Source organism: Bremerella sp. JC817, assembly GCF_040718835.1.
Lineage (GTDB): Bacteria > Planctomycetota > Planctomycetia > Pirellulales > Pirellulaceae > Bremerella.
On the sequence record NZ_JBFEFG010000280.1, the window covers coordinates 676,545 to 703,472 of the forward strand.

Annotated in this window: 28 protein-coding genes; 17 read left to right on the forward strand and 11 right to left on the reverse strand. The window is 56.3% G+C overall.

The window, feature by feature from the left end:
- Positions 1–173 precede the first annotated feature (173 nt).
- Together AB1L30_RS21150 and AB1L30_RS21155 are read left to right on the forward strand one after the other, a co-directional pair.
- A complete protein-coding gene (locus AB1L30_RS21150; protein ID WP_367015729.1) occupies positions 174–1,133 on the forward strand; it encodes a zinc-binding dehydrogenase in 960 nt (319 codons plus the stop codon).
- Positions 1,134–1,243: 110 nt separating this feature from the next.
- The gene (locus AB1L30_RS21155) at positions 1,244–2,272 is read left to right on the forward strand and encodes an aldo/keto reductase (protein ID WP_367015730.1); all 1,029 of its coding nucleotides are present in this window, start codon (positions 1,244–1,246) and stop codon (positions 2,270–2,272) included.
- 30 nt (positions 2,273–2,302) lie between these two features.
- Here the strand turns inward: AB1L30_RS21155 and AB1L30_RS21160 are convergent, their stop codons facing one another.
- On the reverse strand, positions 2,303–2,695 hold the full coding sequence (locus tag AB1L30_RS21160; protein ID WP_367015732.1) for a VOC family protein: 393 nt from the start codon (positions 2,693–2,695) through the stop codon (positions 2,303–2,305).
- A gap of 87 nt (positions 2,696–2,782) precedes the next feature.
- Here AB1L30_RS21160 and AB1L30_RS21165 point away from each other — a divergent pair, with 87 nt between their 5' ends.
- A complete protein-coding gene (locus AB1L30_RS21165) occupies positions 2,783–3,781 on the forward strand; it encodes a hypothetical protein (RefSeq protein ID WP_367015734.1) in 999 nt (332 codons plus the stop codon).
- Positions 3,782–3,788: 7 nt separating this feature from the next.
- Here the strand turns inward: AB1L30_RS21165 and AB1L30_RS21170 are convergent, their stop codons facing one another.
- Together AB1L30_RS21170 and AB1L30_RS21175 are read right to left on the reverse strand one after the other, a co-directional pair.
- Positions 3,789–4,127, reverse strand: a complete 339-nt coding sequence (locus AB1L30_RS21170; RefSeq protein ID WP_367015736.1) for a ribonuclease E inhibitor RraB — start codon at positions 4,125–4,127, stop codon at positions 3,789–3,791.
- Between the two features lie 42 nt (positions 4,128–4,169).
- On the reverse strand, positions 4,170–4,475 hold the full coding sequence (locus AB1L30_RS21175; protein WP_367015738.1) for a hypothetical protein: 306 nt from the start codon (positions 4,473–4,475) through the stop codon (positions 4,170–4,172).
- Positions 4,476–4,585: 110 nt separating this feature from the next.
- On the opposite strand from AB1L30_RS21175, the gene AB1L30_RS21180 reads away from it, so the two are divergent.
- Genes AB1L30_RS21180 through AB1L30_RS21195 form a run of 4 tightly spaced genes read left to right on the forward strand, consistent with a single transcriptional unit; the run spans position 4,586 to position 8,124 of the window.
- Positions 4,586–5,926 carry a sulfatase-like hydrolase/transferase gene (locus AB1L30_RS21180; protein WP_367015740.1) on the forward strand — a complete coding sequence of 447 codons (1,341 nt, stop codon included), beginning with the start codon at positions 4,586–4,588 and terminating at the stop codon, positions 5,924–5,926.
- 34 nt (positions 5,927–5,960) lie between these two features.
- Positions 5,961–7,301 (forward strand): sulfatase-like hydrolase/transferase, encoded by a 1,341-nt coding sequence (locus AB1L30_RS21185; RefSeq protein ID WP_367015741.1) that lies wholly within the window; start codon positions 5,961–5,963, stop codon positions 7,299–7,301.
- Between the two features lie 36 nt (positions 7,302–7,337).
- Positions 7,338–7,730 carry a hypothetical protein gene (locus AB1L30_RS21190; RefSeq protein WP_367015743.1) on the forward strand — a complete coding sequence of 131 codons (393 nt, stop codon included), beginning with the start codon at positions 7,338–7,340 and terminating at the stop codon, positions 7,728–7,730.
- Position 7,731: 1 nt separating this feature from the next.
- Complete coding sequence (locus tag AB1L30_RS21195; protein WP_367015744.1) at positions 7,732–8,124, forward strand: hypothetical protein; 393 nt, start codon at positions 7,732–7,734, stop codon at positions 8,122–8,124.
- Positions 8,125–8,137: 13 nt separating this feature from the next.
- Here AB1L30_RS21195 and AB1L30_RS21200 read toward each other — a convergent pair whose 3' ends face one another.
- The gene (locus AB1L30_RS21200) at positions 8,138–8,596 is read right to left on the reverse strand and encodes a hypothetical protein (RefSeq protein ID WP_367015746.1); all 459 of its coding nucleotides are present in this window, start codon (positions 8,594–8,596) and stop codon (positions 8,138–8,140) included.
- 39 nt (positions 8,597–8,635) lie between these two features.
- On the opposite strand from AB1L30_RS21200, the gene AB1L30_RS21205 reads away from it, so the two are divergent.
- The gene (locus tag AB1L30_RS21205) at positions 8,636–10,135 is read left to right on the forward strand and encodes a sulfatase (protein ID WP_367015748.1); all 1,500 of its coding nucleotides are present in this window, start codon (positions 8,636–8,638) and stop codon (positions 10,133–10,135) included.
- 99 nt (positions 10,136–10,234) lie between these two features.
- Here AB1L30_RS21205 and AB1L30_RS21210 read toward each other — a convergent pair whose 3' ends face one another.
- The 4 genes from AB1L30_RS21210 to AB1L30_RS21225 form a co-directional block, all read right to left on the reverse strand.
- Positions 10,235–10,660, reverse strand: coding sequence for a hypothetical protein (locus AB1L30_RS21210; protein WP_367015750.1), 426 nt, complete (start codon positions 10,658–10,660; stop codon positions 10,235–10,237).
- A 41-nt stretch (positions 10,661–10,701) separates the two neighbouring features.
- On the reverse strand, positions 10,702–11,757 hold the full coding sequence (locus AB1L30_RS21215) for a DUF1559 domain-containing protein (RefSeq protein WP_367015751.1): 1,056 nt from the start codon (positions 11,755–11,757) through the stop codon (positions 10,702–10,704).
- 439 nt (positions 11,758–12,196) lie between these two features.
- Positions 12,197–12,637 (reverse strand): hypothetical protein, encoded by a 441-nt coding sequence (locus AB1L30_RS21220; protein ID WP_367015752.1) that lies wholly within the window; start codon positions 12,635–12,637, stop codon positions 12,197–12,199.
- A gap of 20 nt (positions 12,638–12,657) precedes the next feature.
- Complete coding sequence (locus tag AB1L30_RS21225; RefSeq protein WP_367015754.1) at positions 12,658–13,611, reverse strand: DUF1559 domain-containing protein; 954 nt, start codon at positions 13,609–13,611, stop codon at positions 12,658–12,660.
- Between the two features lie 707 nt (positions 13,612–14,318).
- On the opposite strand from AB1L30_RS21225, the gene AB1L30_RS21230 reads away from it, so the two are divergent.
- The 4 genes from AB1L30_RS21230 (at position 14,319) to AB1L30_RS21245 (ending at position 19,112) form a co-directional block, all read left to right on the forward strand.
- Positions 14,319–15,947, forward strand: coding sequence for an alkaline phosphatase (locus AB1L30_RS21230; protein ID WP_367015756.1), 1,629 nt, complete (start codon positions 14,319–14,321; stop codon positions 15,945–15,947).
- 328 nt (positions 15,948–16,275) lie between these two features.
- Positions 16,276–17,241: a DUF1559 domain-containing protein gene (locus tag AB1L30_RS21235; protein WP_367015758.1), complete on the forward strand. Its 966-nt coding sequence runs from the start codon at positions 16,276–16,278 to the stop codon at positions 17,239–17,241.
- 15 nt (positions 17,242–17,256) lie between these two features.
- Positions 17,257–17,655 carry a carboxypeptidase-like regulatory domain-containing protein gene (locus AB1L30_RS21240; protein ID WP_367015760.1) on the forward strand — a complete coding sequence of 133 codons (399 nt, stop codon included), beginning with the start codon at positions 17,257–17,259 and terminating at the stop codon, positions 17,653–17,655.
- Positions 17,656–17,717: 62 nt separating this feature from the next.
- Complete coding sequence (locus tag AB1L30_RS21245) at positions 17,718–19,112, forward strand: hypothetical protein (RefSeq protein ID WP_367015762.1); 1,395 nt, start codon at positions 17,718–17,720, stop codon at positions 19,110–19,112.
- Between the two features lie 77 nt (positions 19,113–19,189).
- Here AB1L30_RS21245 and AB1L30_RS21250 read toward each other — a convergent pair whose 3' ends face one another.
- Positions 19,190–19,606 (reverse strand): hypothetical protein, encoded by a 417-nt coding sequence (locus AB1L30_RS21250; RefSeq protein ID WP_367015764.1) that lies wholly within the window; start codon positions 19,604–19,606, stop codon positions 19,190–19,192.
- 38 nt (positions 19,607–19,644) lie between these two features.
- Positions 19,645–20,670: a DUF1559 domain-containing protein gene (locus AB1L30_RS21255; protein ID WP_367015766.1), complete on the reverse strand. Its 1,026-nt coding sequence runs from the start codon at positions 20,668–20,670 to the stop codon at positions 19,645–19,647.
- A 626-nt stretch (positions 20,671–21,296) separates the two neighbouring features.
- On the opposite strand from AB1L30_RS21255, the gene AB1L30_RS21260 reads away from it, so the two are divergent.
- From AB1L30_RS21260 to AB1L30_RS21280, 5 genes are all read left to right on the forward strand, one after another.
- Complete coding sequence (locus AB1L30_RS21260) at positions 21,297–22,682, forward strand: arylsulfatase (RefSeq protein ID WP_367015768.1); 1,386 nt, start codon at positions 21,297–21,299, stop codon at positions 22,680–22,682.
- Positions 22,683–22,962: 280 nt separating this feature from the next.
- Positions 22,963–23,487 (forward strand): acetolactate synthase small subunit, encoded by a 525-nt coding sequence (ilvN, locus tag AB1L30_RS21265; protein WP_367015770.1) that lies wholly within the window; start codon positions 22,963–22,965, stop codon positions 23,485–23,487.
- 182 nt (positions 23,488–23,669) lie between these two features.
- Positions 23,670–24,674, forward strand: coding sequence for a ketol-acid reductoisomerase (gene ilvC, locus AB1L30_RS21270; protein WP_345089036.1), 1,005 nt, complete (start codon positions 23,670–23,672; stop codon positions 24,672–24,674).
- A 149-nt stretch (positions 24,675–24,823) separates the two neighbouring features.
- Positions 24,824–25,747, forward strand: a complete 924-nt coding sequence (locus AB1L30_RS21275; protein WP_367015772.1) for a hypothetical protein — start codon at positions 24,824–24,826, stop codon at positions 25,745–25,747.
- Positions 25,748–25,798: 51 nt separating this feature from the next.
- A complete protein-coding gene (locus AB1L30_RS21280; protein WP_367015774.1) occupies positions 25,799–26,230 on the forward strand; it encodes an Ig-like domain-containing protein in 432 nt (143 codons plus the stop codon).
- 18 nt (positions 26,231–26,248) lie between these two features.
- On the opposite strand, the gene comJ is transcribed toward AB1L30_RS21280, so the two are convergent.
- Positions 26,249–26,707 carry a competence protein ComJ gene (gene comJ / locus AB1L30_RS21285; protein WP_367015776.1) on the reverse strand — a complete coding sequence of 153 codons (459 nt, stop codon included), beginning with the start codon at positions 26,705–26,707 and terminating at the stop codon, positions 26,249–26,251.
- Positions 26,708–26,928: the final 221 nt, after the last annotated feature.

A 26,928-nucleotide genomic window follows, 5' to 3' on the forward strand; every position in this document is an offset into this window, starting at 1 on the left:
GGCAAGATCACGAGAGAGGCAAGTAAGGTAGGACACCACAGACGAGAGAGTGTCTATTCTACTTCTTATGAGCCAGCCAAGGCAAAGGTTACATCGGACCACGACGATTGTGCAAAAAGCCATCCGAGGAATGAAGTATGCCAGGATTATTGATAACGAAACTGAAGTCCCCGTTGGAGCTCCAAGATTATGACTTAGGGGAACTCAAACCGGGATACGCCAAGGTCGCATTGAAAGCGGCTGCTTTGAATCACCGCGATTACTGGATTACCCAGGGCCTTTATCCAGGGATCGAACTACCCAAAGTGCTCGGTTCGGACGGGGCGGGTGTCGTTCAGCAAGTCGGCGACGCCAAGGATGACAATTGGCTCGACCAAGAGGTGATCATCAATCCAGGCTGGGATTGGGGAACCAGCGAAGCCGCCCAGTCGCCGCAATTCACGATCCTGGGGATGCCGCACAACGGCACATTCACCACGCACATCCATGCCCCGGTCGAAATGCTGCGAGCCAAGCCGAAGCATCTCAGTTGGGAAGAAGCCGCTGCGTTGCCTCTGGCAGGTGTGACTGCGTTTCGCGCGACCATGTCGCAAGGTCAGCTTCGTCCTGGCGAAAAGGTTTTGGTAAGTGGCATCGGCGGCGGTGTCGCTACGCTGGCTCTTCAGTTCGCCGTGGCGATCGGCGCGGAAGTGGCCGTGACGTCTTCGAGCGAAGCGAAGATTGCCAAAGCGAAAGAGATGGGGGCGACGTGCGGCTTCAATTACAAAGAAGAAGGTTGGCAGAAGCAAGCCGCCGAGAAGTTCGGTCGGCCGAATCTGATCATCGATAGCGCTGCCGGAAAAGGGTATGCGAACCTGATCGATCTGGCCGCGCCAGGCTGCCGCATCGTGAACTACGGCGCGACGACTGGCCCACCGGAGTCGGTTGACATGTTCAAAGTGTTCTGGAATCAGTTGAAGCTGATTGGTTCGACGATGGGCTCTCCGGCCGATTTCCGTGGCATGCTCGAACTGGTCGAGAAGCACGAGATTCGTCCGATCGTCGATCAGGTGTTCAGCCTGGCCCAAGGGAACGAAGCCTTGGCCCGGATGGAACAAGGGGAACAGTTCGGCAAGATCGTCCTTCGCATCTGAGTTGGCAATCGTCTCGCGGATTCCAGTCGGGTGGGCGAAGGAAACCTGGACAGTTACATTAGCCAGTCTCCCACCTCTCGTAGATTAAGATACCTAGTAGAAAGAGCATCATGAAGAATCGTCCTTTGGGCAAATCAGGAATCGAAGCCTCGGTCGTCGCGTTTGGAGCATGGGCGATAGGTGGTTGGACGTGGGGTGGGGCCGATGAAAAAGAATCGATCGCGGCCATTCACGCGTTCCTCGACGCAGGTGGCAACCTGATCGATACCGCTCCGATGTATGGCTTTGGCGTCAGCGAAGAAGTGGTGGGCAAGGCGATTGCCGATCGCCGCGACAAGGTTGTCTTGGCGACCAAGTGCAGCATGCGGTGGGATCTGAACGACCAACAGAAGAAGCGGGCCGCCAAGCGATTCAGCACGACCAAAGAAAATGTCGACTGGAACGGCGAGCCCACGAAGGAAAGCTTCGACGTCTATATCTACAGCGGCAAGGATGGTATCCGTGAAGAAGTCGAACGTAGCTTGAAGCGACTGCAGACCGACGTGATCGACTTGTACCAGACGCACTGGCAAATGGACGACACACCCATCGCCGAGCGAATGGAAACGCTTATGGAGCTGAAGAAGGAAGGCAAGATCCGCGCGATTGGTGTCTGCAATGCGACCAACGAAGAAATGAACGCTTATCGCCAGTTCGGTCAGTTGGATACCGATCAGGAAAAGTACTCGATGCTTGATCGCGATCTGGAAGCGACCAATCTCGATTACTGTGCCAGCAACGATCTCGCGTTTCTCGCCTACAGCCCCTTGAGCCAAGGCTTGCTGACCGGCAAAATCACCGCCGATCGCAAGTACGAAGATGGGGATCAGCGCAACTTCAAGCCGCGCTTCAACCCAGAGAACGTCGCCAAGGTTCAAGCGATGCTCGAACCGATGCGTGCCATCGCCGAAAAGCATGACGCCACGCTCGCTCAGTTGACCATGGCTTGGACACTGGCCCAGCGTGGTTGTTCGCACGTCCTGTGTGGTGCTCGCACCCCAGCCCAGGCCGTCGACAACGCCAAGGCTGGCAGCGTCGAGCTCAGCGATGCCGAGCTGGTTGAAATCAGCAAGGCGGTTGCCAGCTACGACGGAATCTAGTTTCGACCTGGCAGGCTTGCCGCTTCGATCTTAACCCGACGCCTCCCCAAAGGGGGAGGCGATCACGACGATGTAGCCGTCGGGGTCACGCACCCAGATCTCGCGATGTTGTGCGTTGAGATTAAATAACGGACCGTCGACGATCTCGGCATTCATTTGCTGGGCTCGGGCCACGGCCTCATCAAACGCGGGGCTCTCGAACCAAAGCAGAGCCCCGTTGCCATACGGCTTCTTACTCGGGTCGCCCATGAACGGATGTTCGTGCGCTTCCCAGCGATGCAGTTGTAGGACGAGAGTTCCTCGATCGTTGACGATCATTTCGTACTCGTCTCCTCCATGCCCACTCTCGCAACCGAGCAGTTGTTGATACCAGCGACTGCTGGCAGGGACATCGTGAACGGCAATCATCGGTTGGGGTAGCATCGCGCAGTTCTGGAAAAAGTAAGTGCGGTGTTGGTTCGTTTCGTTTAGGTTAACGGCATCTGGCCTGTACTCAAGGAGTTGGAAGAGATGCCGCAGAATTGCACCGTTCTATCGCTGGTCTGGCTGTTGGTGTCCCCATTTATCTTATGGGCCGAGAAACCTTCGCCGGAAGCTCGCTTTAAGATGCCGACCCAAGGGCACATGGAGGTGCTGATGGTGCCGATCGATCGGGTCCATCATCTCCAGATCGAGACGCTGGAAGACGTGCTGGAGCTGCGGGAGAAGCTACAAAAGGTGCCGCTCGATCGGAAAGCGATCCTGGAAAAGACATGGCTGCAGAAGGCAGGCATCACCACAAGCGAGGCACCGCTACCAGCGCCTCCGCCGCGCGCTGTGGGAAAGGTTCGGCGATTCGATTGGTGGCAGACGACGGTCGATTTCAACGAGACCCACTTCGTGGAACGTTGCCAATTCGAGGAAATCCGGCGATTGAAAGCGATCGCTCCCGCATGTTCGATCGAACAGCAATCGCATCCCACGTGCGATTACTTTGATCATCTAGTCGCGGGAAGCAATGGGTCCGCGCGACTGACGGTCGACCATTTGCTGATGCGAGGACGTAATGCGTTCGCGCGGCCGTACGGTTCGGTGATCGTTGATCAAGACGAAGTCCTGCGTATTCACACCGGCGAAGTCGAAACCTGCTTCAAGACACAAGGCGAAGACGATGCAATTGAAGCGGTCGCACGGCTGTCCAACGGCAAGGTTCGCGACTTCAGCCTGCAGCTTGGATTGCAGCCACCGAGTGAGTTGGTCTCGTTCTGGCTTCCCCAAGTCGTGGTGAAGTTCCGAACGGCTGATCGAGATCAACATCGGGCTACGGTTTATTACATTGATCAAGCAGACTTTCAGACGGAAGTCGACCCGCTACGGTTGCAGGTCCCGATGAAGAAGGGCTCGGTCTATATCCCTCGCGACGAAGCACGGCCCAATGCTATGTCCGTTCCGGTGGACATCGAAGACCTTTCGATCTTCACGCCGGCCCAGGCCAAGCAGTTGCTACAAACGATACAGCGTGGAAGATAACCTCCGGCTACTCTTCGTCTTTGTTGCCGAAGGTTCCGAAGCCGTCACTGTAGCCACCAAACGGTTCGGCCAGATCATCCAGTGTTTCTTCAATGTCGAACACTGTGTCGACGCTGGCCAGAATGGTCTTGGTGCAGTAGCAGGTCCATTCGCCAGACTCTTCGTCTTGTTCGACGCTGGTCTCGAAGCCGATCTTGCGGGCTTCCTCGGCGATCTGTTCGCCTGACTGCTGACTTGGCACAGCGATAAAGAAGTCCATCTCCAGCGGCTGAGAAAGATCGGAACCGTCTGCTTCGATCAGCTCGAGGGCTTGGGCGGTCACAGCTTTGGCATCAGGATCGAACATGGCACGGTTCCTCGTTTTGGGAGAATGGCTCTACGTTCTATTCTACTCTTCCTTCCAAGGACAGGGGACTCCTCGGTTCCCAAGCCAGCGAGCGACAAATTGCTGAATTGCCTCCTGATCTTCTCGATAAAGGCCGCCGCTGAAGAGTAAATAGATCTGCCGCGGAGCGATCGCCAGCCGAACCGCTTCCCAGTCGCTGGCGGCGTTCTCTGGGGTCTGCAAACGGAGTTCGGTAGATGACTTCGACAAGGTGACCAGGTCGAAATGATCTTCCACGGCCGTAAACAGGGGCATGCCAAGCCGCAAATCGAGGTCGGTTTCGAGCGAAGCGAAGTACTCGTAGCCCATGGGAGAGCCTTCTGACAGCAAGGAAGGGGAAGTTTGACCCGGCTTGTGCCGTCTAGGATACTAAACCAGACCCTAACCTCCAATGTTCCACCATCTACGGTGCCTGCCTGATGTTACGTGTTTTGTCGTTCGCAAGCATGCTGCTGCTTCTGTTTGCCGCTCCTCTTTTGGCGAGCGACAAGCCCAACGTCATTTTCATCCTGGCGGACGATCAAGGTTCGATCGATGCCGGGTGTTATGGCTCGAAAGACTTGCACACGCCTCACATGGATTCGCTGGCCGTGCATGGCGTCCGTATGACGCAGTTTTATTCGGCAGCGCCGGTCTGCTCTCCTTCCCGTGCGGGGGCACTCACCGGACGCTGGCCCGTTCGTGCTGGCGTGCCGAACAACTGTTCGTCGAAGCAAGGTGGCGGCGGTGCTTTGCCGAGCGAAGAGATCACCATGGCCGAGATGTTCAAGGCTGCCGGTTACACGACGGCCCACATCGGCAAGTGGCACATCGGCTATACGCCAGACACGATGCCGTTGGCCCAGGGGTTCGATTATTCGATCGGGCACATGGGTGGCTGTATCGACAACTACTCGCACTTCTTCTATTGGAACGGACCGAATCGTCACGACCTGTGGCGGAACGGAAAGGAAGTCTACGAAGATGGTCGCTACTTCCCGCAGTTGATGGCGGACGAAGCCGGCGAGTTCATCGAGAAGTATCACGACCAGCCATTCTTCATCTACTATGCGATGAACACGCCTCACTACCCTTACCAGGGCGAAGCGAAGTGGCTCGAGCATTTCCAGGACGTGAAGTACCCACGCAATCTGTACGCTGCGTTTATTGCTTCGCAGGATGAACGGATCGGGCAACTGCTGGCCAAGCTCGATAAGCTCGACCTGCGGAAGAACACGATCATCATCTATCAGTCAGACAATGGTTACTCGACGGAAGAACGTGCCCACTTCGGCGGCGGCAAAAGTGGTCCTTACCGTGGTGCCAAGTTCAGCATGTTTGAAGGAGGCATTCGCTTGCCGGGCATCATCAGTTGGCCAGGGCATTTGCCGGAAGGGGAAGTCCGCGATCAAATGGCTCACTCGTGCGACTGGCTGCCAACCTTGGCGGAACTGACTGGTGTGAAGGTGCCAGAGACGCACCTCGACGGCCGCTCGATGGTCGAGATGTTGAACAACGCGGGTGCCCAGAGTCCTCACTTCAATCATCCGCTGCACTGGCAAGTGGGAACCGGAAAGAATGCTGCCTGGGCGGTTCGTGCTGGCGATTGGAAATTGATTGCCAACACCCGCGATACGAACGAGAACGCTGGCAATGCGTCGTTCAAATTGTTCCTGGCCAACATCGCCGAGGATCCTGGCGAAACGACCAACCTCGCTGACCAACACCCCGACATCGTCGCTCGCCTGACCAAGCTTCACGACGAAGAGATCACTCCTTAGTCCCCATCTGCCGCTAACCCGATAAAGCCCCACCATGCCACGCCTGATCGCTCTTGTGCTGCTGTTGTCGCTCGCTGCGCCGGCTCTGGCCGCCGCGCCGAAGCGACCGAACTTCCTGATCATTTATACCGACGATCTCGGGTACGGCGATGTTTCGACCTACCATACGTCGGATGTCCATTCGCCCCACATCGATAAGCTGGCGGCGGAAGGGATGACCTTCATGCAGATGCGGGCCAACTGCACCGTCTGCTCTCCTTCGCGGGCCGCGCTGTTGACGGGGCGCTATCCTGATTTGGTCGGTGTGCCAGGGGTGATTCGGACGAATGAGACCAACTCGTGGGGTTACTTGAAGCCGGGCATTCCGACGCTGGCCGACGAACTGAAGAAGCAAGGCTACGCGACCGCGTGCATCGGTAAGTGGCATCTCGGATTGGAATCTCCGAACACACCGAACGAGCGCGGCTTCGATCACTTCCATGGTTTCCTTGGCGACATGATGGACAGCTACACGACCCATCGCCGCGAGGGGCACAACTACATGCGGCTTAATCAGAAAGAGATTGATCCGCCAGGACACGCGACCGATCTGTTCGCGGAGTGGGCTGCCGACTACTTCTCGGCTCGGGCCCAGCATGCGGACGAGCCGTTCTTTTTGTACCTCGCTTTCAACGCGCCCCACTTTCCGATCGAGCCCCCCAAGGAATACCTCGAAGCGGTGAAGCAGGCCCAGCCTGACTTAGACGACAAGCGGGCCAAGAACGTCGCCTTCGTACATCATCTGGACGACGCGGTCGGCAAGGTTCTGGCATCGCTCGAACAGAACGGCTTCGCGGAAAACACCGTCGTCTACTTCGGCAGCGACAACGGCGGAAGCCTGCCACATGCCCAAAACAACGATCCTTGGCGCGACGGCAAACAAAGTCACTACGACGGCGGCCTGAAGGTTCCGTTCTTCGTTCGCTGGCCAGGGCATGTTTCGCCCGGCAGTCGCTCGGACTATCAAGGGATGAACTTCGACATCTTCCCAACCTTCCTCCAGTTGGCCGGTGCAACCCCAGCGGCCGACTTGAACGCGGTCAGCCTGGTGCCACTGCTGGAAGGGAAACCGATGCCCTCAGGCTCGCGCGATCTTTACTTCGTGCGTCGTGAAGGAGGCGCACGTTACGGAGGCAAAGCGTACCAGGCGATCATTCGCGATGGCTGGAAACTGATGCAGAACGATCCGTACTCGCCGCTGGAGTTGTATCACCTGCAGGAAGATCCGCAGGAACAAACCAACCTGGCCAAGTCCGCTCCGAAGAAGTTCCGCGAACTGCAACAAGCCATGCAGAAACAAATCCAAGCCGCCGGCAGCGTGCCGTGGCAACCGTGAGGGTGCCGGGCCTGGCAAACGCACTTGAAGAGGCAGATGCAAAACGAAACTGAGTCCGCAACACTTCTGCTTGACGCGAATGGCGAGCCCCATCTGAGTGGTCGGCAAGCCGTTGGTATTGTGTTAGCTGCGGTAATATTTGCCGTTGTCACAAACCTCGGGACGAGCAACCTCATCCAGCGATTGAAGATGGACATTCAGGCCTGGGATGTTGATGTCGCTTACATAACCGAGGTGCTCTTCGATGTCGAACCGTTCGCTTGGCCATTCGTTCTGGCCTATGGGTGCTGCGGTATGTGGTTGCTTTGCAGCAAATCGATACGACTGCGTGATCTCATTCTGTACGTGGGCATCATGGTGAATACCACAACGTTATGGTTCGCCTGGACGTTGCTCAGCGTCTACTTCATTCGAGATCGGCTCTGTTGAAATGTCGGTATCTTCTCCCGCAACAATTCCACGTAGAGTCGCCTTGCATTGGTTCACCAGTGTTAACATCTTTGTGATGCTGGTCGTATTCTTTACCTGGGTTGCCGCTCGCGATCACCAACTATTCACACCAGTTACTGTCGCTGCGGAAGACTTGCCTTGGTTCGCTGCGATTCACGGGCAAGTCTATCGATATGCCTGGCTACTTGTTGTGGCCAGCATTGCTTGGAGCGCTTACCTGGCGAGGAATCGAGACATTCGCGTTCTGGGTCTGGTGATCTTCACGAGTGTCTCGGTAAACGTTACCGCTGCGTGGGGACTGTGGACGATTTTCACACTGTATGTGCTGGCGAACTTGGAACTGGCAATGCAGCTGAACCAGCTTCCGGCCTGAGCACTAGCAGAGTCTACGGATCAAGATCGAACGACCCGGCACATGAGACGATGGTGATCAGCAGCCCAATGACGGCGGTCATGTAGAAGATCATGGCCAGCGGGATCTGCCGATCGGGCAGGGGTTCTTTGCCGGTGTAGTAATGGCAGATGGCCAGGGTGGCGATGCCGATCAGCGTGGGAATCGCTGCCACGATATAGATGTACCACATCGGCGAGAAACTGCCGGGCTGGGACATGGCTGCCATGATGGCGATACCTACCAGGCCATACAGCCCATAGCCGATGGCGGCCCAGCCTAATTTCTTGGCGGACGGCAAGTAACGCATGATTGCCACACCAATCCCTAAGATTCCAGCCAGAAAGCTGCACCCCAGGGAGATCATGACCGTTAGCGCGTAAACGTACAAAGCAGGCCGTCCTTCGTTGATTTGACCGACGAAATGGGATTGATGATACTGTTTCTGGTCCACTCCCACCCATACCGCTTCCTCGTTGCCCCGGAAAATCTCATGCTTGCACGCTACTTGCTTGCGTCTCTGTTGGTCCTGATTGGCTTGTTTTCGCCTGCCTCTGCCGCTGATCGACCCAATTTCATCTTGTTCATTGCCGACGACGTGAGCTGGAACGACTTCGGTTGCTATGGCAACGAAACGGCTCGCACGCCCAACATCGATGCCTTGGCTTCGCACGGGGTCAAGTTCACCAACGCCTATCTGACTGCCAGCAGCTGCAGCCCCAGCCGGTGTAGCATCGTCACTGGTCGCTACCCGCATAACAATGGCCCAGCGAGCGAACTGCACCGACCGCTGCCAGACCACTTGATCAAGTTCCCAAAGCTGCTGCAGGAGGCGGGCTATTACACCGCCTTGGCAGGCAAAGATCACATGCCGCAAGACAACGCCAACGAGAACGCCGTTTGGAACGATAAGCGGGGAACGAACGTGCCGGGCAACTCCGGCGGGGAAGGGCACTGGCTCGACATCGTTCAGAAGCGTCCGAAAGACAAGCCGTTCTTCTTTTGGTTCGCCGCGACCGATGCCCATCGTGGCTGGGACGCCGACCGCCAATGGCAAGAGGACAACTACGGTCCGAAGCATCAGCCAGAAGGCGTGACCGTTCCTCCTTACCTGCGTGATGCCCCGGCCACGCGTGACGACCTGGCTTCGTACTACAACGAGATCACCCGCTTCGATTACTACATCGGCAAGGTCGTTGCAGAGCTCAAGAAGCAAGACGCCTTGGACAACACGATGATCATCGTCATGGCCGACAACGGCCGACCATTCCCGCGTGCCAAGACGCGCGTCCACGACAGCGGAATGAAGACGCCATTCGTGGTTTCGTTCCCGAAGGATGTCGCTCAGCCAGGACGTACTTGCGATCAACTGGTCAGTGCGATCGACATCTGCCCAACCATCCTGCAGTTGGCTGGCGTGAACGTCCCAGAGCAGGCCCAAGGGGTCAGCTTCGCGAAGTTGCTGGAAGATCCTCAAGGCAAGTCGGCGCGTAAGCTCGCCTTCAGCGAACATAACTGGCACGACTACGAAGCCCACGGTCGCTCGGTCCGCAACGGCGATGGCCTGTTGTATGTCCGGAATGCTCGGCCTGAAAAGGCCTGGCTCGGCCCTGCCGATGCGGTCAGCTCTCCTTCGCACCAAGATCTGGTCGCAGCCAAAGAGGACCTGACGCCTGCCCAGGCCGATCTCTTCCTGCAACCACGTTCCGGCGAAGAACTGTTCGACACCAATCTGGATCCCCTGCAGGTGCAGAACCTGGTCGGCGATCCGAAGTATGCCAAGCAGTTGGCCGAGATGCGTCAGGCAATGGATGCGTGGCAGAAGGAAACAGGGGACAGCGTCCCGACCGATTACACCATCGATTTCTACGATCGTGAAACGGGCTATACCGACCGCAAAACGGGTCAACGCATCAAGGGAGATCGGCCTTACGGCGATTGGGCGGGCAAAGAAAACAACGCGGCGAAGATCAACGCCAGCGGCCCGAAGTAAACGAATCCGCGAATCGGCGTTTCTCAAAAGAAAAGGCTCCGCAAGGTAAACTCGCGGAGCCTTTTTCGTGCCTTCTCTGTCGCGTTGGTCGAGATCGAGTTAGAGCTCGATCTCGATGTGGTTGTCGTCGTTCTTACCGACTTCGACCAGGATCTCACCCTTTTGCTGTTCCGAAGGGGCAGGGGCTGCCTTCATCGGATCAGCCTCGGAATCGGCCATCGGATTCTTGCCGCCAACCTTGTAGCCATTCTGCACAATCACTTTGTGCGTGCCGGGCAGGGCGCCAGGCTGTCCGGTCGAGTAGTACAACTTGAAGTTACCTTCCTGGTCCGACTTCCCGTAGGAAACCGCACCTTCGCCCGACTGCGGATGGAATTCGATGTGGGCGTCGGCAAAGGGGACGCCATCTTTGGTAATCGTCCCTGTGACCGCGTTCAGGTCTTTGCCCGATCCCGAAAAGCAGCCGGTGACGGTCAACGCCACCAGAGCCACCATCGAGAACGCCAGGTTCTTTTTCATCGACATGATTCGATTCACCATAAAACAATTGGGGTGACAAGGCTCGATTAGTACTCGCCGATGACCTGACCGTCGGTTCGGTCAGCCAGATAGCGGAGAGTATCCAGCGGAATGTGTTCGCTCATGAAGCGAGTCGAACCATCGCCCAGGACGAACAAGGCACCGCCTGGATGAGCCGAGGTGAAAGTGGTGTGGTGACCCGAGCGACCGCCGTAGGTTGGCTTGCAACCGGTACCGGAGGGTTCGCTGTAGCCAGCCGTGTGAACGAAGTTGATCCCGACGCGAATCGACGAGTGACCTTCCCAGTTGCCGTACCACGAACCATGACCGTTGTGACCGCCGCCACCACTCCAGGCACCGCCACGGTGACCATACTCACGCGAATCGTGGAAGGTCACCTCGCCGGTCGAAGTGTCGATCGAACGGACAAAGTTCGACTGCTCGCCAATCGCCAGCGTGTTGCTGGTACCGTCGCTAATGTCGCGGAACGAAACGGTCTGTTCGTTGTGCGTGTCGAGGGCGACGAAGATACCGTTGTAGTCATTCATGCCGTGATAGCCGATCCAAACCGAGCGAGGTGCCGATGGATCCGAGTTCGACTTGAAACGACCACCCACGCCGACGTAGTCAGCACGCTGATACTGCACTTCAGCAGGAGCACCGTCGTTACGCGTGGCCGAGCTCGAGGTTTGCGTCAGGAAGCGATCCATGGGGTTCGATGGGCAGTTCAGACCATCGACAAACATGTTCGTCGTGATACGCCAGTTTTTGTCGAAGCCGATCCCCGTCCAGTCGCTCTGGAAGGTGCACTGGTCGTAAGCGGCCGATTGTTCGATGTAAGGCCACAGGCGAACGATCCAGCTTGCCGGGCGATTGGTGTTGTCGATGTAGCTGACCATCGGGAACGCGCCGTTGGTGTCGTGATAGTTGTGCAACGCCAGGCCCAACTGCTTCAGGTTATTGCTGCACTGCATACGGCGGGCTGCTTCGCGGGCCTGTTGGACGGCAGGCAAAAGCAAGGCAATCAAGACACCGATGATGGCAATCACCACCAGCAATTCGACCAGGGTGAACCCAGAATGGCTCGAAGACGTTTTCTTCATTAGGTAAGCGCTCTCGAAAAATCTGAAGAAATTAAGGGGAGGACGTTTACACCCCCAGATAGCATTAAAGGGCGTGTATTTACCGGGATATCAGCAAAGTATAGACCAAGTCGAATTTTCCCATATCGCAATTTGGGCAAAAAACAAGCAGTTCGGGACGGTTCGCCGCGCAACGGAAAATCAAAGGACTATAGAGCTTTGTTGTCGCAATTTATGGTGCGTAAACAGATCTAAGTATTTTCCGAATTTATTGCGGCGAAGCCGCAGTCACATCGGAGACATCGGATGGCTTCTCGATTACTAATTCGGATGTCGCCTAATTAGGCGGCTCGATGAGTTCGAATTGGGCGAGAGAGATGACAACAAAAAAAGCCCCCGAGTTCCAAAAAGGAGCAAGGAGGCTTTCACACAGGGAGATTGTGTGTTGGGATCGCTGTTTCTACTTCAGATCAAACTCGAACTCGTTGACCGGAATCGACTTCACTTCGGCCGTCAAGTCGCTCGTCTTGGTCTGTGTGTACCTCTTAGGAATGGAAGCAGGCAACTTTGGAATCGTCGGCATGCCGGTCGATCCTGGCTGATGATCCGAGAGCGTCGGCGTGAAGCAGATCGTGTAAGTCGCCTCCGGAATCGTAGTGTCACTCTTGAACGTTCCATCCGCCTGAAGCGTGCAGGTAATCCCGGTCCCCAGATCAATGTTGCGGAACTGAATGTCCGCGCCGGTGACTGGTTTGCCATTGGCGGTTACTTTGCCTGAGACAGTTCCGCCTGATTCCGCGGGTCCGCCGCAACCGACCAGGACCAGCAATCCGAGCACGAAAAACGTACTCGGAATGCTGCGGTAAAACCGTCGCGCTGTGAACAATTCAAACGTACTCATCGAAATCGCTTATCCTCGCCTTAGTTGAACGTCACAACCTGGCCGTCCGATTTCAGGGCCAGCAACTTGAAGTTGTTCAGGTCGATCGTTTCGGGGATGAACCGCACCGAGCCATCTGCCAGGGAGATATTGATGCCGCCTGGGTGAGCCGACGCGAGGATCGTCGAGTTGATATAGCAATAACCACAGTCCCATTGGTCTGGGCAGGTTGCGTTCGGTCCGTACTGGATCGGAACGATACCTGACATGATGCCCCACTGCGAACCAGTGCCGTCCAGGTTGCCTGGACCTTCCCAGCCGCCATGGTAGCCACCTGGCGACATGGTCTTGCCTTCAGCGAATGGCCAGCTACCGACGCCTGGGCCGGTGTACTTCACGCGATCGGATTGTTCGCCCAGGATCATCGTGTTCGAGGTACCGTCGGTCAGTTCCGCCAGCTTCACCTTCTTGTTGACCGAGAATGGCCCGTTGTCGCAGTTGTAGCCGTAGAAGCGTTGGCAGGTGCCGATGCTCGTATCGGTCGCACCGCTGACGCCCATGTAGTGATGGTACTGGTAGCGCTGACCGTTCCAGCCTGGGTTCATGTTGGAATCGAGTGGGCTCGATGGGCAGACAAACGTGTCGACCGCCTGGTTGCTCAGCAGCGGCGTGTTGGCGTTGTTTTGGTCGCCCCGGAAGTCGACCGAAAAGTCGAGTTGGTCGTACAGATTGCGCTGTTCCATGAACGGCAGAACCGAAACGCGCCAGTTGTGATTCTGCAGCACGCCCATCGGCAAAGTTTGGTAAGTATCGTTGTACATGTGCAGTGCGATCCCAAGTTGCTTGAGATTGTTTGTGCACTGCATACGTCGAGCAGCTTCGCGAGCTTGCTGAACAGCAGGGAGCAACAGGGCGATGAGCACGCCAATGATGGCGATAACCACCAAGAGCTCAACCAGAGTGAAGGCCGATTTTCGGCTGTGTCCGCATCTCATTTTCAGGACCTCTTGAATATCACAAAAAAGATAGAATGACAGTAAGAACGGCTATGCCGGGATATCGCCGGTGATATATCGGGATATTGATATGAACAGAACTAAATGCAAACGTTATGCCGATCAAGGCTGGATGTTGGAAAAAGCGCAGGGAAGTGACCGCGAGCGCGCCAAGGATCCTTCGAAAAAGTTCGAGAAAACTTGAGTACAAACGGTTCGTGCCGTTTTTTGGCCCTGCCCTTCTTACGGGGGCGACCACGTAGCGATCGGCATGGGGTAGGCTGCTCAAAGCGCTGGCAGCCTTGCTTAAGTCTGCGACAGAACGAATTCTGACCAGCTCTGCCATTAGGTGTGATATGATCTTCTTGAGCTCAATTTCGTGGTTTGGGATGGGGCCATCCGGAAGAGCTAGATCGCGGTCGGATGGCGATAAAATTCATTGCGGAAATGCGCAGTTCGGTCACAACGGGGGATTCGCAACTTGAGTCGTGGCACCAGAATCGACACGGTTCAAAGCCGCGAAGTCTGTCGAGTGTGGCGTATGATTACCTCGTAGAAAGCAGCGCGAACGAGGCAATTTCAGACAATACGCAAATCATCAAATTGTCTGCGCATTGCGGCCTTCAACTCGCTTGCCATCGGGGGTTCAATAGAGATAGCCCCTCACGTCCATCTTTCCAGCATTTCAATTTGGTCGAATCCCGCCCGTGAAAAGAGCATCCCTCACACTCGCCGCTATCACTTTCCTGCTTACCATTCATCACCTCTGCCTCGCCGAGAAACTCGACAAGTTACCGGTCTCGACGCTCCAGCAGAACAACGCCGAAACCAATCGGCCGACATCACTGCACTGGGGACCCAACGGCGAGAAGTATTCGTCGTGGGGCAATCACTCCAATCGCCTGATCCCGGTCTACACGTTTGGTATCACGCTCGATTCGGTGAACGGCGAGAACAGCATCTACCGCAGCGAAGAGAAGCTGAAGAAGTTGTTCGGCTATGTCCCAACCAACACCGTCAACGAAGAAGCCGAGTACTTCGATCAGACCGACGTCTATCGTTTGCAGAAGCTCGCTTCCGAAACGGGGAAGAAGCGAATCATTCTGTTCATTTACGACGGCATGGATTGGCAAACGACCTGGGCCGCGGCGATCCATAACGCCGGTAAGGTTGGGTATCGTGAAGGCCGAGGAACTGGTTTGAACTTTCTCGACTACCGCGGAGCGAAGACCGACTACGGCTACTTCGTCACAACGCCGCACAACAATGGAACCAATGTCGATATCAACAAGCAGATCGTGACATCGCCCGGCGGCAAGACCAAGGGTGGCTACGATTGGCGCGAAGCAGGTAGCTATCCCTGGAGCGTGGCGAAGGACATCAAGTATCCGATCGCCCAGGGAAGTAGCGTCGTGCATGCGTTTACCGACTCGGCCACGTCGGCCACATCGATGACGGCTGGGATCAAGTCGTACAACAATGCGATCAATGTCGACTTCATGGGTCGCGAAGTGTTGCCGATCGCTCGCCAGTTGCAGAAGAAGGGCTGGAACACCGGTGTCGTCACGAGCGTACCGATCTGCCATGCGACGCCAGGAGCCGCGTATGCGAACAACGTGCATCGCTACGATTACCAGGACATCTCGCGAGATCTTATCGGGCGTCCTTCGATCTTTCATCCTGGCAGCTTGCCGGGGCTGGATGTGTTGATTGGTGGCGGCTGGGGGGACGACGTGAAGAAGGATGGCAACCAGGGCGAAAACTTCGTCCCTGGCAACAAGTATTTGCCGGCCGACGATCTACGTGCGATCGACGTGAAGAACGGCGGCAAGTATGTCGTCGCTCAGCGAACACCAGGCCGCAAGGGAACCGACGTGCTAACCGAAGGAGCGAAAGCGGCGATTCAAAATAACCACCGATTGTTTGGGTACTTCGGCGTCTCGGGCGGGCATCTTCCTTTCCAAACGGCTGACGGCAAGTATGACCCAGTCGTGAGTGCGAAGAGCTCGGGACCGATCGCTGCCGAGAAGTACGACGAAGCCGACGTCACTGAAAACGTTACGCTCGCGGACATGAGCCTGGCGGCCTTGGACGTGCTGCAAGCCAAGGGGGAACCTTGGTGGTTGATGATCGAAGCAGGCGATGTCGACTGGGCGAACCATGCCAACAACATCGACGACTCGATCGGCGCTGTCTTGAGTGGTGACCAGGCCTTCGAGAAGGTGACCAAGTGGATCGAAGCGAACGGCGGATGGGACGATACCTGCCTCATTCTGACGGCCGATCATGGTCACTATTTGATGATCGAAGAGCCAGAAGCCCTTACCGGACCGTAGTCTCGCATCAGACTTCCAGCGGTAGGCTAATTGGCCCGCCGCTGGGTATCTTTCTTGAAAGCCCTGCACTCTAAGCGGGGCAGGGGATCGTCCGCTGACGACCCCTTTAACGCTGCCAGCAACTTTCTCAGCTGTCTCTACACCCACGCATCGACATTTACGTGTCTACGGGGAAAGTACGTCTTTTTTGTAGGAATGCGGCAAATGTGGATGTGCCAAGAGTGCGTACTTGCAATTAACTTGCAGAAAGAATATAGTCGCAAATGTTATTCATTCGTGCTCTCGTACAGAGCACGCGTTTCGGTCTTCACTTGCGGAGAAGCATCGCATGCGACGCGATCATGGCTTTACTCTTGTGGAATTGCTGGTGGTGATTGCCATCATCGGTGTTCTGATTTCACTTCTTCTGCCGGCGGTCCAACAGGCCCGTGAAGCAGCTCGACGAATCCAGTGCCAGAACAACTTCAAGCAGTTGGGGTTGGCGCTCCACAACTATCACGACACGCATCGAAACTTTCCTTCGATCTCGTCCAGCAGCACCGGCTATTCACCCCAAGCGCTCGTCCTGCCATTCATCGAGCAGGGCAACCTCCACGACCTGATCGATTTTTCGCAGCCATTGATGCTGGGCAGCGGTCCCAGCGTCTCGCTCAATCCGGCTCATGCCGGGATTCCTGATCGCGTCCTGCCGATGCTGCTTTGTCCGTCGGAAAGTGGCGACCCGCTGTTTATCGATGGGGGCGAGACCTGGGCAGGCACCAATTACATGGTGAATGTCGGCAGCGGGAACGGACTGAACTACAGCGAAGGGAACAGTCCCAACGGTTTGTTCTGGCGAGGTAGCGACACCCGCTTTCGCGACATTACCGACGGCACCAGTCACACCATTCTGATGGCGGAAACACTGTTCGGTGGACGCGACCAGGTTTCAACCACCGTGCTGACCGATCCGCAGCGGCAAATCAAGTCGGTCAGTGGCGGGGCACCCGGATCGAAGACCGCCGAAGATCTCGACGCCGCATCCGCCTCGGGATACACCGGCAAACGAGCGGGCTCGTGGATTCGAGCGACCGGGTTCCATATCACGATCAACGGTTTTTATACGCCCAACAGCTTGAACCCCGATGTTTCGCATCACGGTTACATCGTCACCAGCAGCCGCAGCAATCATCCTGGCGGCACGCAGTTGGTGCTGGCTGATGGCAGCGTCAAGTTCGCTCCCGAAACGATCGACCTGGCGGTGTGGCGTGCTTTGTTCAGCCGAGGCGGCGGCGAAGTGCCGCAGCCGTTTTAACGAGGAACGTCGCTCATGTTTCGTTGCTCGCGTCTCGGCTCGATGTTGTGCCTCGCGATGTTGGTTGGTTGTGGTCCGCCGCCATCGATCCCGGGCGGAACTTCCGGCAAGCTGCACGCCGACGGGGTGCCTCTAAAGGAGATCCGCGTGAACGTCTTCGATTCCGCCGGTAATGCCACTGCGTTCGCGGTAACCGATGGCGAAGGTGCCTTCGAACTCCGTGATGAAGCGAGCCTGACGGGCGTCGACCTTGCCCCAGGTTCTTATCGGATCACGCTCGAATCGGCTGGAGAATTTCAAATGGTGTGGCCGCATGCCTATCGGTCTCCCACGAAGACTCCGCTGCAAGTGGAATGGTCGCCGGAACAAGAGCAGCTTGACCTGAACGTCCCGACGCCTCGCGCCGCCTATTAAACGACGACGGCCCAGCCGTCCCCCACCACTCTTTCGTCCTGTCTTTTGAAAGGCATTCAACGATGCGAAAGCACATTCTTCTTCGAGGCATGCTGGTCATACTCTCGATCGCTGTGGCAACTCCTTTGTCGGCGGCAGAGTCTTCCACCAATAAAGCTGAGGAATCGATTCCGCTGGTTCGCGTGATCTGGCAAGATCGCGAAGACAAAGCGGTCCACTGGGGCCAGTTCGAGCAGACCGGCAGCCAGGTCACATTTCAAAACCAGAACACCATCTTAGGCTTTCCTGAACTTGATACCGAACGGAACGAGTTGGTCCAAATGGATCGTCTCGGCCGGGTCGTCTTGGTGGGCGTTCGCGACGACGACGATGGCAACTATCAAAGTGGTTGGGTCGCGCTCGACCTGGGCGTGCGGATGCATTCACACGGAGACCATCAAGACTGCATCTATCGCGAGCCACCTTTCGTGCTTTCAAGTGTGATCGATCAAGCGCAGGGAAACCCGGCCCATCTCTACACGTACGAAGGAAACTTCTACCTGGCGAACGACAAGCGAAACGGCTTCACCGAGCTTTCGCCGCTGCATCTGCTGCGAAAAGATGACCAGCAACACGGGACGTTTTATCAAGGCGGGGCAGGGCACATCACGTTAGCGGCAGTCGAAGGGAAGGTCGCCTATTCGACCTGGCTTTCGTACGACGAAGAGAACGCCGGGCGGATCGACGTCAGCGATCTCTCGAAACCAGGAGATGTGTCGATTGCCTATTCGTTCCGTCTGCCATTCAGTGGCTTGCATGGTGCGACGGCCAACAGCGGCAAGGTGTTCTTCGCTCCGTCGGATGGTGTCTATTACGTCGACGCCGACGTGAACTTGAAGCAGTCAGCCGAGACCGTCGAGTTCAAGCATTTGTCGCTCGGCCAAGATGCCGAGAACAACCGGCCCTATCGAACCGGTGCGTTCGCCACGCATCGTAACTGGGTGCTGTGCACCACTGGCAAGCAAGACCAGGCCGCCCTTTGCCTGATTGATGCCGCGGCGGAAGAACCTTCGGTAATCAAGCTTAAAATCGATACGCCTGACGGGCTGACACTTACCACCCCGGCAACGGTCGTCACTGCGGCCGGTAAACGCTACGCCTTTCTGTTTCAAGATCGTAAGACCGGCGACAAGCAAGAGAAGCTTGTTGTGGTGGACCTCGATCCGAATGGCGACCGTGACTTAAGCGACGCAACCGTGGTCAAGCAACTGAAAGTTGGCGCCAGCCAGATCGAAGGGCACTATGGCCATCATGAAATCGACTTCGATGCCGATGGCAACTGGGGCGTGGTGTCGAACCCGGGCACCGGCCAACTGCAGCTCCTTTCGCTCAGCGATCTCGAGTTCAAGGGAACCTACGAAGTCGGTGGAATGCCGACGAAAGTGTTGTGCATTGGCGGTAAGGAAACTCGCCACTAAATGAGCCCGAGGGATAGGGAAGTGAAAGACGCGTGGTCCATCTGTTCCGAGTGGGCCACGCGTTCTTTCTTTACTTCCTACGACTTGGAAAGTTCGATATCGAAGGTTTGCATTCCACCTTGTTCGAGCTGGAACGAAAGACCGCTCGTCGTGCGATGGTGGTACTTCGATGGGATCGCGACTTTCATCGGAATGATCTTCGGTGCCGAATGCGCGTCTTCGACTTCGATGTAAGGACGTCGAACGGCGATCTCGTACTTCTGCCCGACATCGGCCTCGGGGAATTCAATCACGTACTTGCCACCATTCTCGAGGTTGGCGTAAGCCGACTCGCCGGTCAGAGGCGAAGTGAAGTGAACGCTTGCTTGTTCCAGTGGCTGGCCGTTGTAGCGGACTACGCCTTCGATCGTGGCCGAGGGGCGTGACGATTTACCGGAACATCCCCCCATGCCGACGCATCCGACGACAATCATTAGCGACAACAACGTTTTCATGGCGTCTCCCTTCTTGGATTGGATGAACGTGGCAATCGTTAGAAGCTTTCGATAACGGTGCCATCGTCCCGCACGGCAAGTCGCTGCAGGGTGGTCAAAGGAATCGTTTCGCTGATGAACCGTGTCGAGCCATCGGCCAGCGACACCATGATTCCGCCAGGATGGTACGAAGTGAGAGGCGTGTTGAAGTCCCACACAGCATCCGCTTCCGCGCCAGTCGTGCGGGGGTTGGGTGAGTGGTACACAGCCGTCACGCCACTGCCGTAACGATGTTGCCCTGAGCCGAGCGCCCGCCAGTCTTGCACGGTCCCGAGATGCGAGATCCCGCCCCAGCCGGTGTGATAGGTCGACATTCGCTTGTAGCGGGCATTGGGATTCGTGTTGCCGGACTGTTCGGAAACGATGATCGTGTTCGAGGTTCCATCGACCACGTCACGCATCCCCTTGGTTTCAGCGATGGTCAGAATGCCGTTGTCGGTGGCGTAGCTATCGTATTGGGTATCGTAATACGTCGTGGTCCGGCCAGCGGGATCGGGGTAAGCCCCCATGATGCCGACGTAATGATGGGCCTGGGTTACGGCTCCGATTGATTCCAAGGCAGCACTGTTGTTGGGGACATGCATCAATGGCTCGGCGCTGGAAGGGCAGACGTAAGCATCGACCACCAGGCCAAACAGCAACCGAGTCTCGTTGTTGTACGCGTTGATATCGGTGTTGCTGCTGCCGCCGGCGTAGGTGTTCAGGCGATAGTTCGAGGCCCGATCGAGATCGTAGATCGCTTTCTGTTCCAGGTAAGGGAGCAAGGCGAAACGCCAGTTCGTGCCGGCATAGGTGATGTAGTATCGACCACCATACGGAAACGAACGATGGGTGTCGTGATAGTTGTGTAGCGCGAGGCCCAACTGCTTGAGGTTGTTCGAGCAGCTCATGCGGCGAGCGGCTTCGCGTGCTTGTTGTACCGCCGGCAACAGTAAGGCAATCAAGACACCGATGATTGCGATGACGACGAGAAGTTCGACGAGCGTGAACCCGTGACGCCGGGGGCGATTGATGGATGCCATCATAGAAACCAACTCCGGATCGAGGACAGATAATAGGAATAAACCAATAACAAGCATGTGGGCGTGCGTTATCGGTGAATTGTCTTCCGGAAGATCTCAGGCCAAGTTGGCTTGGCGGTAGAGAGCTGGGGGCCCGGTCTATCTGAAGCAGATCGCGAGCGATCGGCGGTCCGTTCTCATCGTTGCAGTATCCAGGTTGCCGTGCCGTGGAAGCCAGGCGAAACGAGATCACTCGTTCAGGCGGCTTGTTGGGCACTGTCTCGAACTATAAAAAGTTCCCAAAATGATGTCACGTGGAATCTTCCTGGAATTCGAAGAATTCACAGAACGGTTTCATGGCCCGCGATAGCAGTCTGGGCAATGGAAGATCGGGCCGCGTTGCCGCTGCATAAAGGCTGAGCCGGAAAGTTCGCTCAGGCAGCGACCGGGGAAAGGGGCTTTGCCGGGGTACGAATTTGCGGCCCGCGACGGTTAGGCATGTTGTTGCGGTGAAAAGAGATGGACGCAATCGGCCACGAAGAACGTGCGTGCCGACTATTTGACCCCATATTGCTACAGGAGGATACTGAACGGCCCTCCGTCCGATTGCCCCCGTTTCGACGGTAACCCCGAACGCAAGGTCCACAATCATGCCTCGCCTGCTTACGAAGATCGTCGCGCTGCTGTTGTTCGCGCTGCCTATGTCCGCATTCGCCGCGGAACCGACCAAGCCCAACGTGGTCTTTATTTATGTCGACGACCTCGGCTATGGCGACCTTGGTTGCTTCGGTCAGAAGCAGGTACAAACGCCGAACCTCGATCAGATGGCGAAGGATGGCGTTCGCCTGACTAGCTTCTATGCCGGCTGCACCGTTTGTCGTCCTTCGCGACTGGTACTGTGGACCGGCAGGCATCTGGGGCATCAGCCGATCAACGACAACAAGCCGTACACCCTGCAACAAAGCGATTTCACCTTGGCCAAGCTGATGAAGCAGCAAGGCTATGTCACCGGTGGTGTTGGCAAATGGGCCCTGGGCGAACCTGGCAGTGGTGGCGAACCGATCTATCACGGGTTCGATTTTTGGTGCGGTTACCTCGATCAAGGCAACGCTCACAACTATTACCCGACCTATCTGTGGCGCTGCGAAGGGGACAAGATCGAGAAGCTTCCGCTGAAGGGCAACGTCGAAATGGGAGACAAGCTGCCTGACAGTCGCGTCGCCAAGCTCGACGATCGCAAGACTTATTCGCATGATGTAATGACCAAGGAAGCCTTCGACTTCATCCGCCGCAATCAAGAGAAACCGTTCCTGCTGCATCTGCACTGGACGATTCCCCATGCCAACAACGAAGGGGGACGCGTGACCGGCAACGGCATGGAAGTCCCCAGCTACGGGCAGTACGCCGACAAAGATTGGCCCGATACCGAAAAGGGCTTCGCTGCGATGGTTACCTATATGGATAACAGCGTCGGCCAGCTGCGATCGCTTTTGAAGGAATTGAACCTGGAAGACAACACGGTGATCTGCTTCGCTTCGGACAATGGTCCGCACAACGAAGGTGGCCACGACGTGCATTACTTCGACAGCAACGGTCCACTGCGAGGCTTCAAGCGTTCCGTTTATGAAGGGGGCATCCGCGTTCCTTTCATCGCGGTCTGGCCAGGCAAGATCCCAGCTGGTACCGAGAACGGCACGACTTACAACGCTTACGACGTGATGGCGACCTACGCCGATCTGACCGCGGCAAAGGAAGTTCCGCTGAACGATGGTCTCAGCTTCTTGCCGGCGCTATTGGGTAAGAACGAAATCAAACCAGGCCTGCGTCGCCCCGATCAGCGGATCAGCTATACCTCGTGGAATACGTGGGAAGCCTGCCGCTTGGATCAATTCAAGGCGGTTCGCAAGAACGCCAGTGCTCCGGTCGAGCTGTACGACTTGAGCCAAGACCTGGGCGAAGAGCACAACATCGCCAAAGAGAAGCCCGAGATCGTCGAGATCATGACCAACTTCCTGAAGGAAGCGAAGCAGAAGTAAATCGACGTTTTCAACAACCGATCGCCCGCTGGCCCAGCCACCGAAAAGGGAGTCTGGGCCTGGGGACCAAAAACCTCAATCGAGGGGGCCGAACTCTCCTTAAGTTGGCTTGTCTTAACAAGATCGGTTCGCTCTGCTTTTTGTTGCTACATCTTCCCGCGTTAAAGCAGAGTTAATGGCTTCGCTGCCCACATTATGGGGTGGCATAGCCCCGCCTCTTGTCGGTGCAAGGGGGGGAAACTATCATGCGGGTTTCAATTTACGGTTCTGGGAGAAAACAATGCGTCACGTGCTCTCGGCGGTGGTACAAAATGTGCCCGGGGTACTCGCCCACATTTCCGGGATGCTCGCCTCACGCGGATACAATATCGATTCGCTCGCAGTGGGGGAAACCGAGGATCCATGTCTTTCTCGAATGACGTTTGTCGTCGTCGGGGATGATTCGGTACTAGAGCAGGTACGCAAGCAACTCGAAAAGATCGTCACCGTCGTACGCGTGCTGGATGTCAGCTCGCAAGACTTTGTTGAACGCGATCTGATGTTGATCAAGATTTCGGCCGCAGCAGGGCCGAAGCGTTCGGAGATTCGCGAACTGGTCGATATCTTCCGTGGTCGCATCGTCGACGTTGGACGTACCGAGGTGATCATCGAGATCTCCGGAACGGAAAACAAGATCGTCGCATTCATCGATCTGATGCGACCCTTTGGAATCCGCGAGCTGGTGAGGACGGGACGAATCGCCATGGTTCGCAGCGGAACTCCCCTGGAAGACCAGGTCAACGATCCGCACGCCGTAGAAGCGTAAGCTTTGGCCCGTAGCGAGATCTTTTAGAAAGCTTCTCGCTGATGTTCCACTTTCCTCTCCCTGGTTGGGGAGAGGGTCTGGAATGGGGTTCTTTGCACTTCTAAAAACCGCCTCTCCCCTCAACGGCGAGGGGATTCGATACACACCGTCCATCAACCCATTCGTTTCTAGAGTACAAATTAATGACCGCCAAAATCTATTACGACAACGATGCTGACCTGTCCGTGCTGAAGGGCAAGACCATTGCCATTCTGGGCTACGGCTCGCAAGGACACGCCCAGGCACAGAACCTGCGCGACAGCGGTTGCACCGTGATCATCGGCCAGCGCCCAGGTAGCCCCAACTACGACCTGGCCAAGTCGCACGGCTTCGAGCCCATGAGCGTCGAAGAAGCCACCAAGAAGGCCGACATCGTCAACATGCTGCTGCCTGACGAAGTCCAGGGCGACATCTACAACACCTACGTCAAGCCAAACCTGAAGCCGGGCAACGTCCTGATGTGCTCGCACGGTTTCAACATTCACTTCAACCAGGTCGTTCCGCCAGAAGGCGTCGACTCGTTGCTGGTTGCTCCGAAGGGGCCTGGTCACCTGGTTCGTAGCGAATACGAAAAGGGTGGTGGCGTTCCTGGTCTGATCGCTCTGGGCGACGGTGCCTCGGACGAAACCCGTCAGATCGGTCTGGCCTATGCCAAGGGTATCGGTGCGACTCGCGGTGGCGTGATTGAAACCACCTTCGCCGAAGAAACCGAAACCGACCTGTTCGGCGAACAAGTCGTTCTGTGTGGTGGCCTCAGTGAACTGATCAAGGCTGGTTTTGAAACCCTGGTCGAAGCTGGTTACCAGGAAGAAATGGCCTACTTCGAGTGCATGCACGAAGTGAAGCTGATCGTCGACCTGTTCTATCAGGGCGGTCTGAACTACATGCGATACAGCGTCAGTAACACCGCCGAATTCGGCGACTACTCGACCGGCCCACGCATCATCACGCCAGAAACCAAGGCCGAGATGAAGAAGGTCCTGACCGAAATCCAGGACGGCACGTTCGCTCGCAACTGGATCCTGGAAAACAAGGCTGGTGCCGCCCGCTTCAAGGCGATCCGTCGTCGCGAACGCACCCACCAGGTCGAAGAAGTCGGCAAGCGTCTACGTAGCCTGATGAGCTGGATCGACTCGAAGGAAGTGTAAGTCGCCCCGCGATTTTCACTCTGCTGAATCATCAAGACGGCACCTGGGAAACTGGGTGCCGTTTTTTTGTTTCTTGAACCATTCCCCGCAAACTTGCTATCCTGGCAAGAGGTACACCGTAATCCCTAATTTGAGAGGGGAGATCCAGGATGGTTCGTTGGACAGGGCTGGTCAGTTTTCTCGGGTCGCTTTTGGTGGCCGTTTCGTTGTCGGCTGCGGAACCGGCAAGTGAGCCGACCGTGAAGCAGTTGCTCGACTCGGTTCCGGTGATCTCGTCGAAGGACGAGCAGTTCCAGCAGATTCGTTTCCATATGGAGATGATGTTTGCCGAGAAAGCGGGACTGAAGGTCGACGTCGATTGGGATCGCGAACAATCGTTCGGGATGTTGGCCAGTAGCGACGACCAAGGAACGCCCGGTTGGTTCCTTGCCGACGACAAGGGATTGGTCTTCGATCTCGGTGCCCAGTGCGTCCATATCTTGCCAGAGTGCAACGGCTCAATTCATGTTCGCGTCAAAGAAGAGAACTTCGGGTTCGAGCTAGGCATTGGCAGCAGCAAGAAGGAAGCCGATGTAGTGCTCGATATCCCTTCGTTCTGGAAGGGTTTGAAAGAAGAGCCGCAACTCGAAAAAGACGCCGACGGCGGCTGGAAGGTTAGCTCGCTTTCACCTACCGGTAAAACCCGGCAAACGCTGTACTTTGAGGAGCAGCCACCCTATAAGCTGCGGCGATTCGAGGCGCTGTCGGTCGACTCGGAGGCCAAAAGTGGTTTACGCGTGACCGAGATTGGGCTGAACAGTCCTCCGCGGAAGCCTTGGCCCCACTTTCCTCCAAACGATGCGTTTCCTGAAGGCCTGGAAGTTCGTGTTCCGGAGGGAACCGAGGACGAGATCGATCTTCAATCGCGTCTGATTGTCTTCAAGGCGTTATCGCTCCTCTTCACTCATATGTGCATCGATAACGAAGAGGCACGAGGCAAGTTTCCCTTCACGGCCAAGATTCTGGATTGGGAAAAAGCACGGCAACTGCGAGATCACTTCGGGCCGCAGCTTCGCTATGTGGTTGGTTTCTAACTTCGTCGAGCGGGTTGGAGACGAGGTCTCGGCCGTAAAGGGGTTCGTTGTATGCCGTGGAAAATGAGCCTTGCTTTGTTGCTGCTTACCGTGGGCTTCAGCCTGATAACGGTTGCGTTTGCGATCTTGATGGGAGCCAAGCCAGACAACGAGGCACCTCAGGTCACGGTGACCAATCCGCGAAATAACGATCGTCGTGTTCCGTCCGACCTGACGGCGATCACGATTACCTTCAGCGAACCGATGATGACCGATCGGTTTTCTTTCTGCATCGATCCCGCCGTCAAATTTCCGGAAGCCAACGGACCGGCGACATTCTCTTTCGACGGCAAAACGGTCACGTACCCGGTCAAGCTCGAGCCAGGCCGCGACTACGCGATCTGGTTGAACAACGCACAGTTCCAGATGTTCCAGTACCGCTCCGGCAATGTCCTCAAGCCCTTCCTGTTGCAGTTTCAAACCGCTCCGCTGGAACAACTTTAATTTCGTCTCGTGAACGTCCTAAGCAGGTTCCGCTTCCATCAACAATGGATCTGACGGGTGGAGTTCCCCGTCGGCGATTAAGACCGCCGGAGTCGCTGACGGATCTGGCGTGAAGGTCAGTCGGCACCAGCATTGATCTTCTTGCATGCCGGTTTCAAAGAGCAGTGCGTAACGGCCTGGCGGAATCGACGTTTCAACACCGTCCGTAATCGAAGCAATCTCGATGACACCATCTTCGGGGCATTCGAAAGGAACACGAATCGCTCGTGCGCCCGAGGGATTCGGCGAGGTCTCTTCAATCCGCACTTCGGCGTCGACAGGCCCTGCGTCGATCAACGTCATGAAAGCAACCGATTCAGGCCGCCAGCTAAATCCCTGGGCTACATGATCAGGCGACCAGTCATTGAAGGGTTCGGCGAGTCGACCATTGAAGACGGAGATCTGCGAGTAGGAAATCTCGATGTTGAAACGGGCCAATTGTTTCTCTCCTGCGTTGGCGAGACCAACGTTCACAAAATAGGCAGTACCAGGCTCTGGATTGATCGTCAGCTTTGGATCGGTTCGGCTGGCAGCACCTCTAACTTAGCCGAAAACAGACCACGAAGATCGGGCCTCCAGGCCGATTTGCATCTCTTTTGAGAGACAAGATTGATGGTCCACGTTGAAGCTCAGTCGGGCGTTTTCAGGGAAACTTTGGT

Excerpts from the sequence above, each read along its gene's own strand:
- AB1L30_RS21155 (WP_367015730.1), top strand. The coding sequence starts at position 1,244 with ATGAAGAATCGTCCTTTGGGCAAATCAGGAATCGAAGCCTCGGTCGTC.
- AB1L30_RS21160 (WP_367015732.1), bottom strand. The coding sequence starts at position 2,695 with ATGCTACCCCAACCGATGATTGCCGTTCACGATGTCCCTGCCAGCAGT.
- AB1L30_RS21165 (WP_367015734.1), top strand. The coding sequence starts at position 2,783 with ATGCCGCAGAATTGCACCGTTCTATCGCTGGTCTGGCTGTTGGTGTCC.
- AB1L30_RS21170 (WP_367015736.1), bottom strand. The coding sequence starts at position 4,127 with ATGTTCGATCCTGATGCCAAAGCTGTGACCGCCCAAGCCCTCGAGCTG.
- AB1L30_RS21175 (WP_367015738.1), bottom strand. The coding sequence starts at position 4,475 with ATGGGCTACGAGTACTTCGCTTCGCTCGAAACCGACCTCGATTTGCGG.
- AB1L30_RS21180 (WP_367015740.1), top strand. The coding sequence starts at position 4,586 with ATGTTACGTGTTTTGTCGTTCGCAAGCATGCTGCTGCTTCTGTTTGCC.
- AB1L30_RS21185 (WP_367015741.1), top strand. The coding sequence starts at position 5,961 with ATGCCACGCCTGATCGCTCTTGTGCTGCTGTTGTCGCTCGCTGCGCCG.
- AB1L30_RS21190 (WP_367015743.1), top strand. The coding sequence starts at position 7,338 with ATGCAAAACGAAACTGAGTCCGCAACACTTCTGCTTGACGCGAATGGC.
- AB1L30_RS21195 (WP_367015744.1), top strand. The coding sequence starts at position 7,732 with ATGTCGGTATCTTCTCCCGCAACAATTCCACGTAGAGTCGCCTTGCAT.
- AB1L30_RS21205 (WP_367015748.1), top strand. The coding sequence starts at position 8,636 with ATGCTTGCACGCTACTTGCTTGCGTCTCTGTTGGTCCTGATTGGCTTG.
- AB1L30_RS21210 (WP_367015750.1), bottom strand. The coding sequence starts at position 10,660 with ATGTCGATGAAAAAGAACCTGGCGTTCTCGATGGTGGCTCTGGTGGCG.
- AB1L30_RS21215 (WP_367015751.1), bottom strand. The coding sequence starts at position 11,757 with ATGAAGAAAACGTCTTCGAGCCATTCTGGGTTCACCCTGGTCGAATTG.
- AB1L30_RS21220 (WP_367015752.1), bottom strand. The coding sequence starts at position 12,637 with ATGAGTACGTTTGAATTGTTCACAGCGCGACGGTTTTACCGCAGCATT.
- AB1L30_RS21225 (WP_367015754.1), bottom strand. The coding sequence starts at position 13,611 with ATGAGATGCGGACACAGCCGAAAATCGGCCTTCACTCTGGTTGAGCTC.
- AB1L30_RS21235 (WP_367015758.1), top strand. The coding sequence starts at position 16,276 with ATGCGACGCGATCATGGCTTTACTCTTGTGGAATTGCTGGTGGTGATT.
- AB1L30_RS21240 (WP_367015760.1), top strand. The coding sequence starts at position 17,257 with ATGTTTCGTTGCTCGCGTCTCGGCTCGATGTTGTGCCTCGCGATGTTG.
- AB1L30_RS21245 (WP_367015762.1), top strand. The coding sequence starts at position 17,718 with ATGCGAAAGCACATTCTTCTTCGAGGCATGCTGGTCATACTCTCGATC.
- AB1L30_RS21250 (WP_367015764.1), bottom strand. The coding sequence starts at position 19,606 with ATGAAAACGTTGTTGTCGCTAATGATTGTCGTCGGATGCGTCGGCATG.
- AB1L30_RS21255 (WP_367015766.1), bottom strand. The coding sequence starts at position 20,670 with ATGATGGCATCCATCAATCGCCCCCGGCGTCACGGGTTCACGCTCGTC.
- AB1L30_RS21260 (WP_367015768.1), top strand. The coding sequence starts at position 21,297 with ATGCCTCGCCTGCTTACGAAGATCGTCGCGCTGCTGTTGTTCGCGCTG.
- ilvN (WP_367015770.1), top strand. The coding sequence starts at position 22,963 with ATGCGTCACGTGCTCTCGGCGGTGGTACAAAATGTGCCCGGGGTACTC.
- ilvC (WP_345089036.1), top strand. The coding sequence starts at position 23,670 with ATGACCGCCAAAATCTATTACGACAACGATGCTGACCTGTCCGTGCTG.
- AB1L30_RS21275 (WP_367015772.1), top strand. The coding sequence starts at position 24,824 with ATGGTTCGTTGGACAGGGCTGGTCAGTTTTCTCGGGTCGCTTTTGGTG.
- AB1L30_RS21280 (WP_367015774.1), top strand. The coding sequence starts at position 25,799 with ATGCCGTGGAAAATGAGCCTTGCTTTGTTGCTGCTTACCGTGGGCTTC.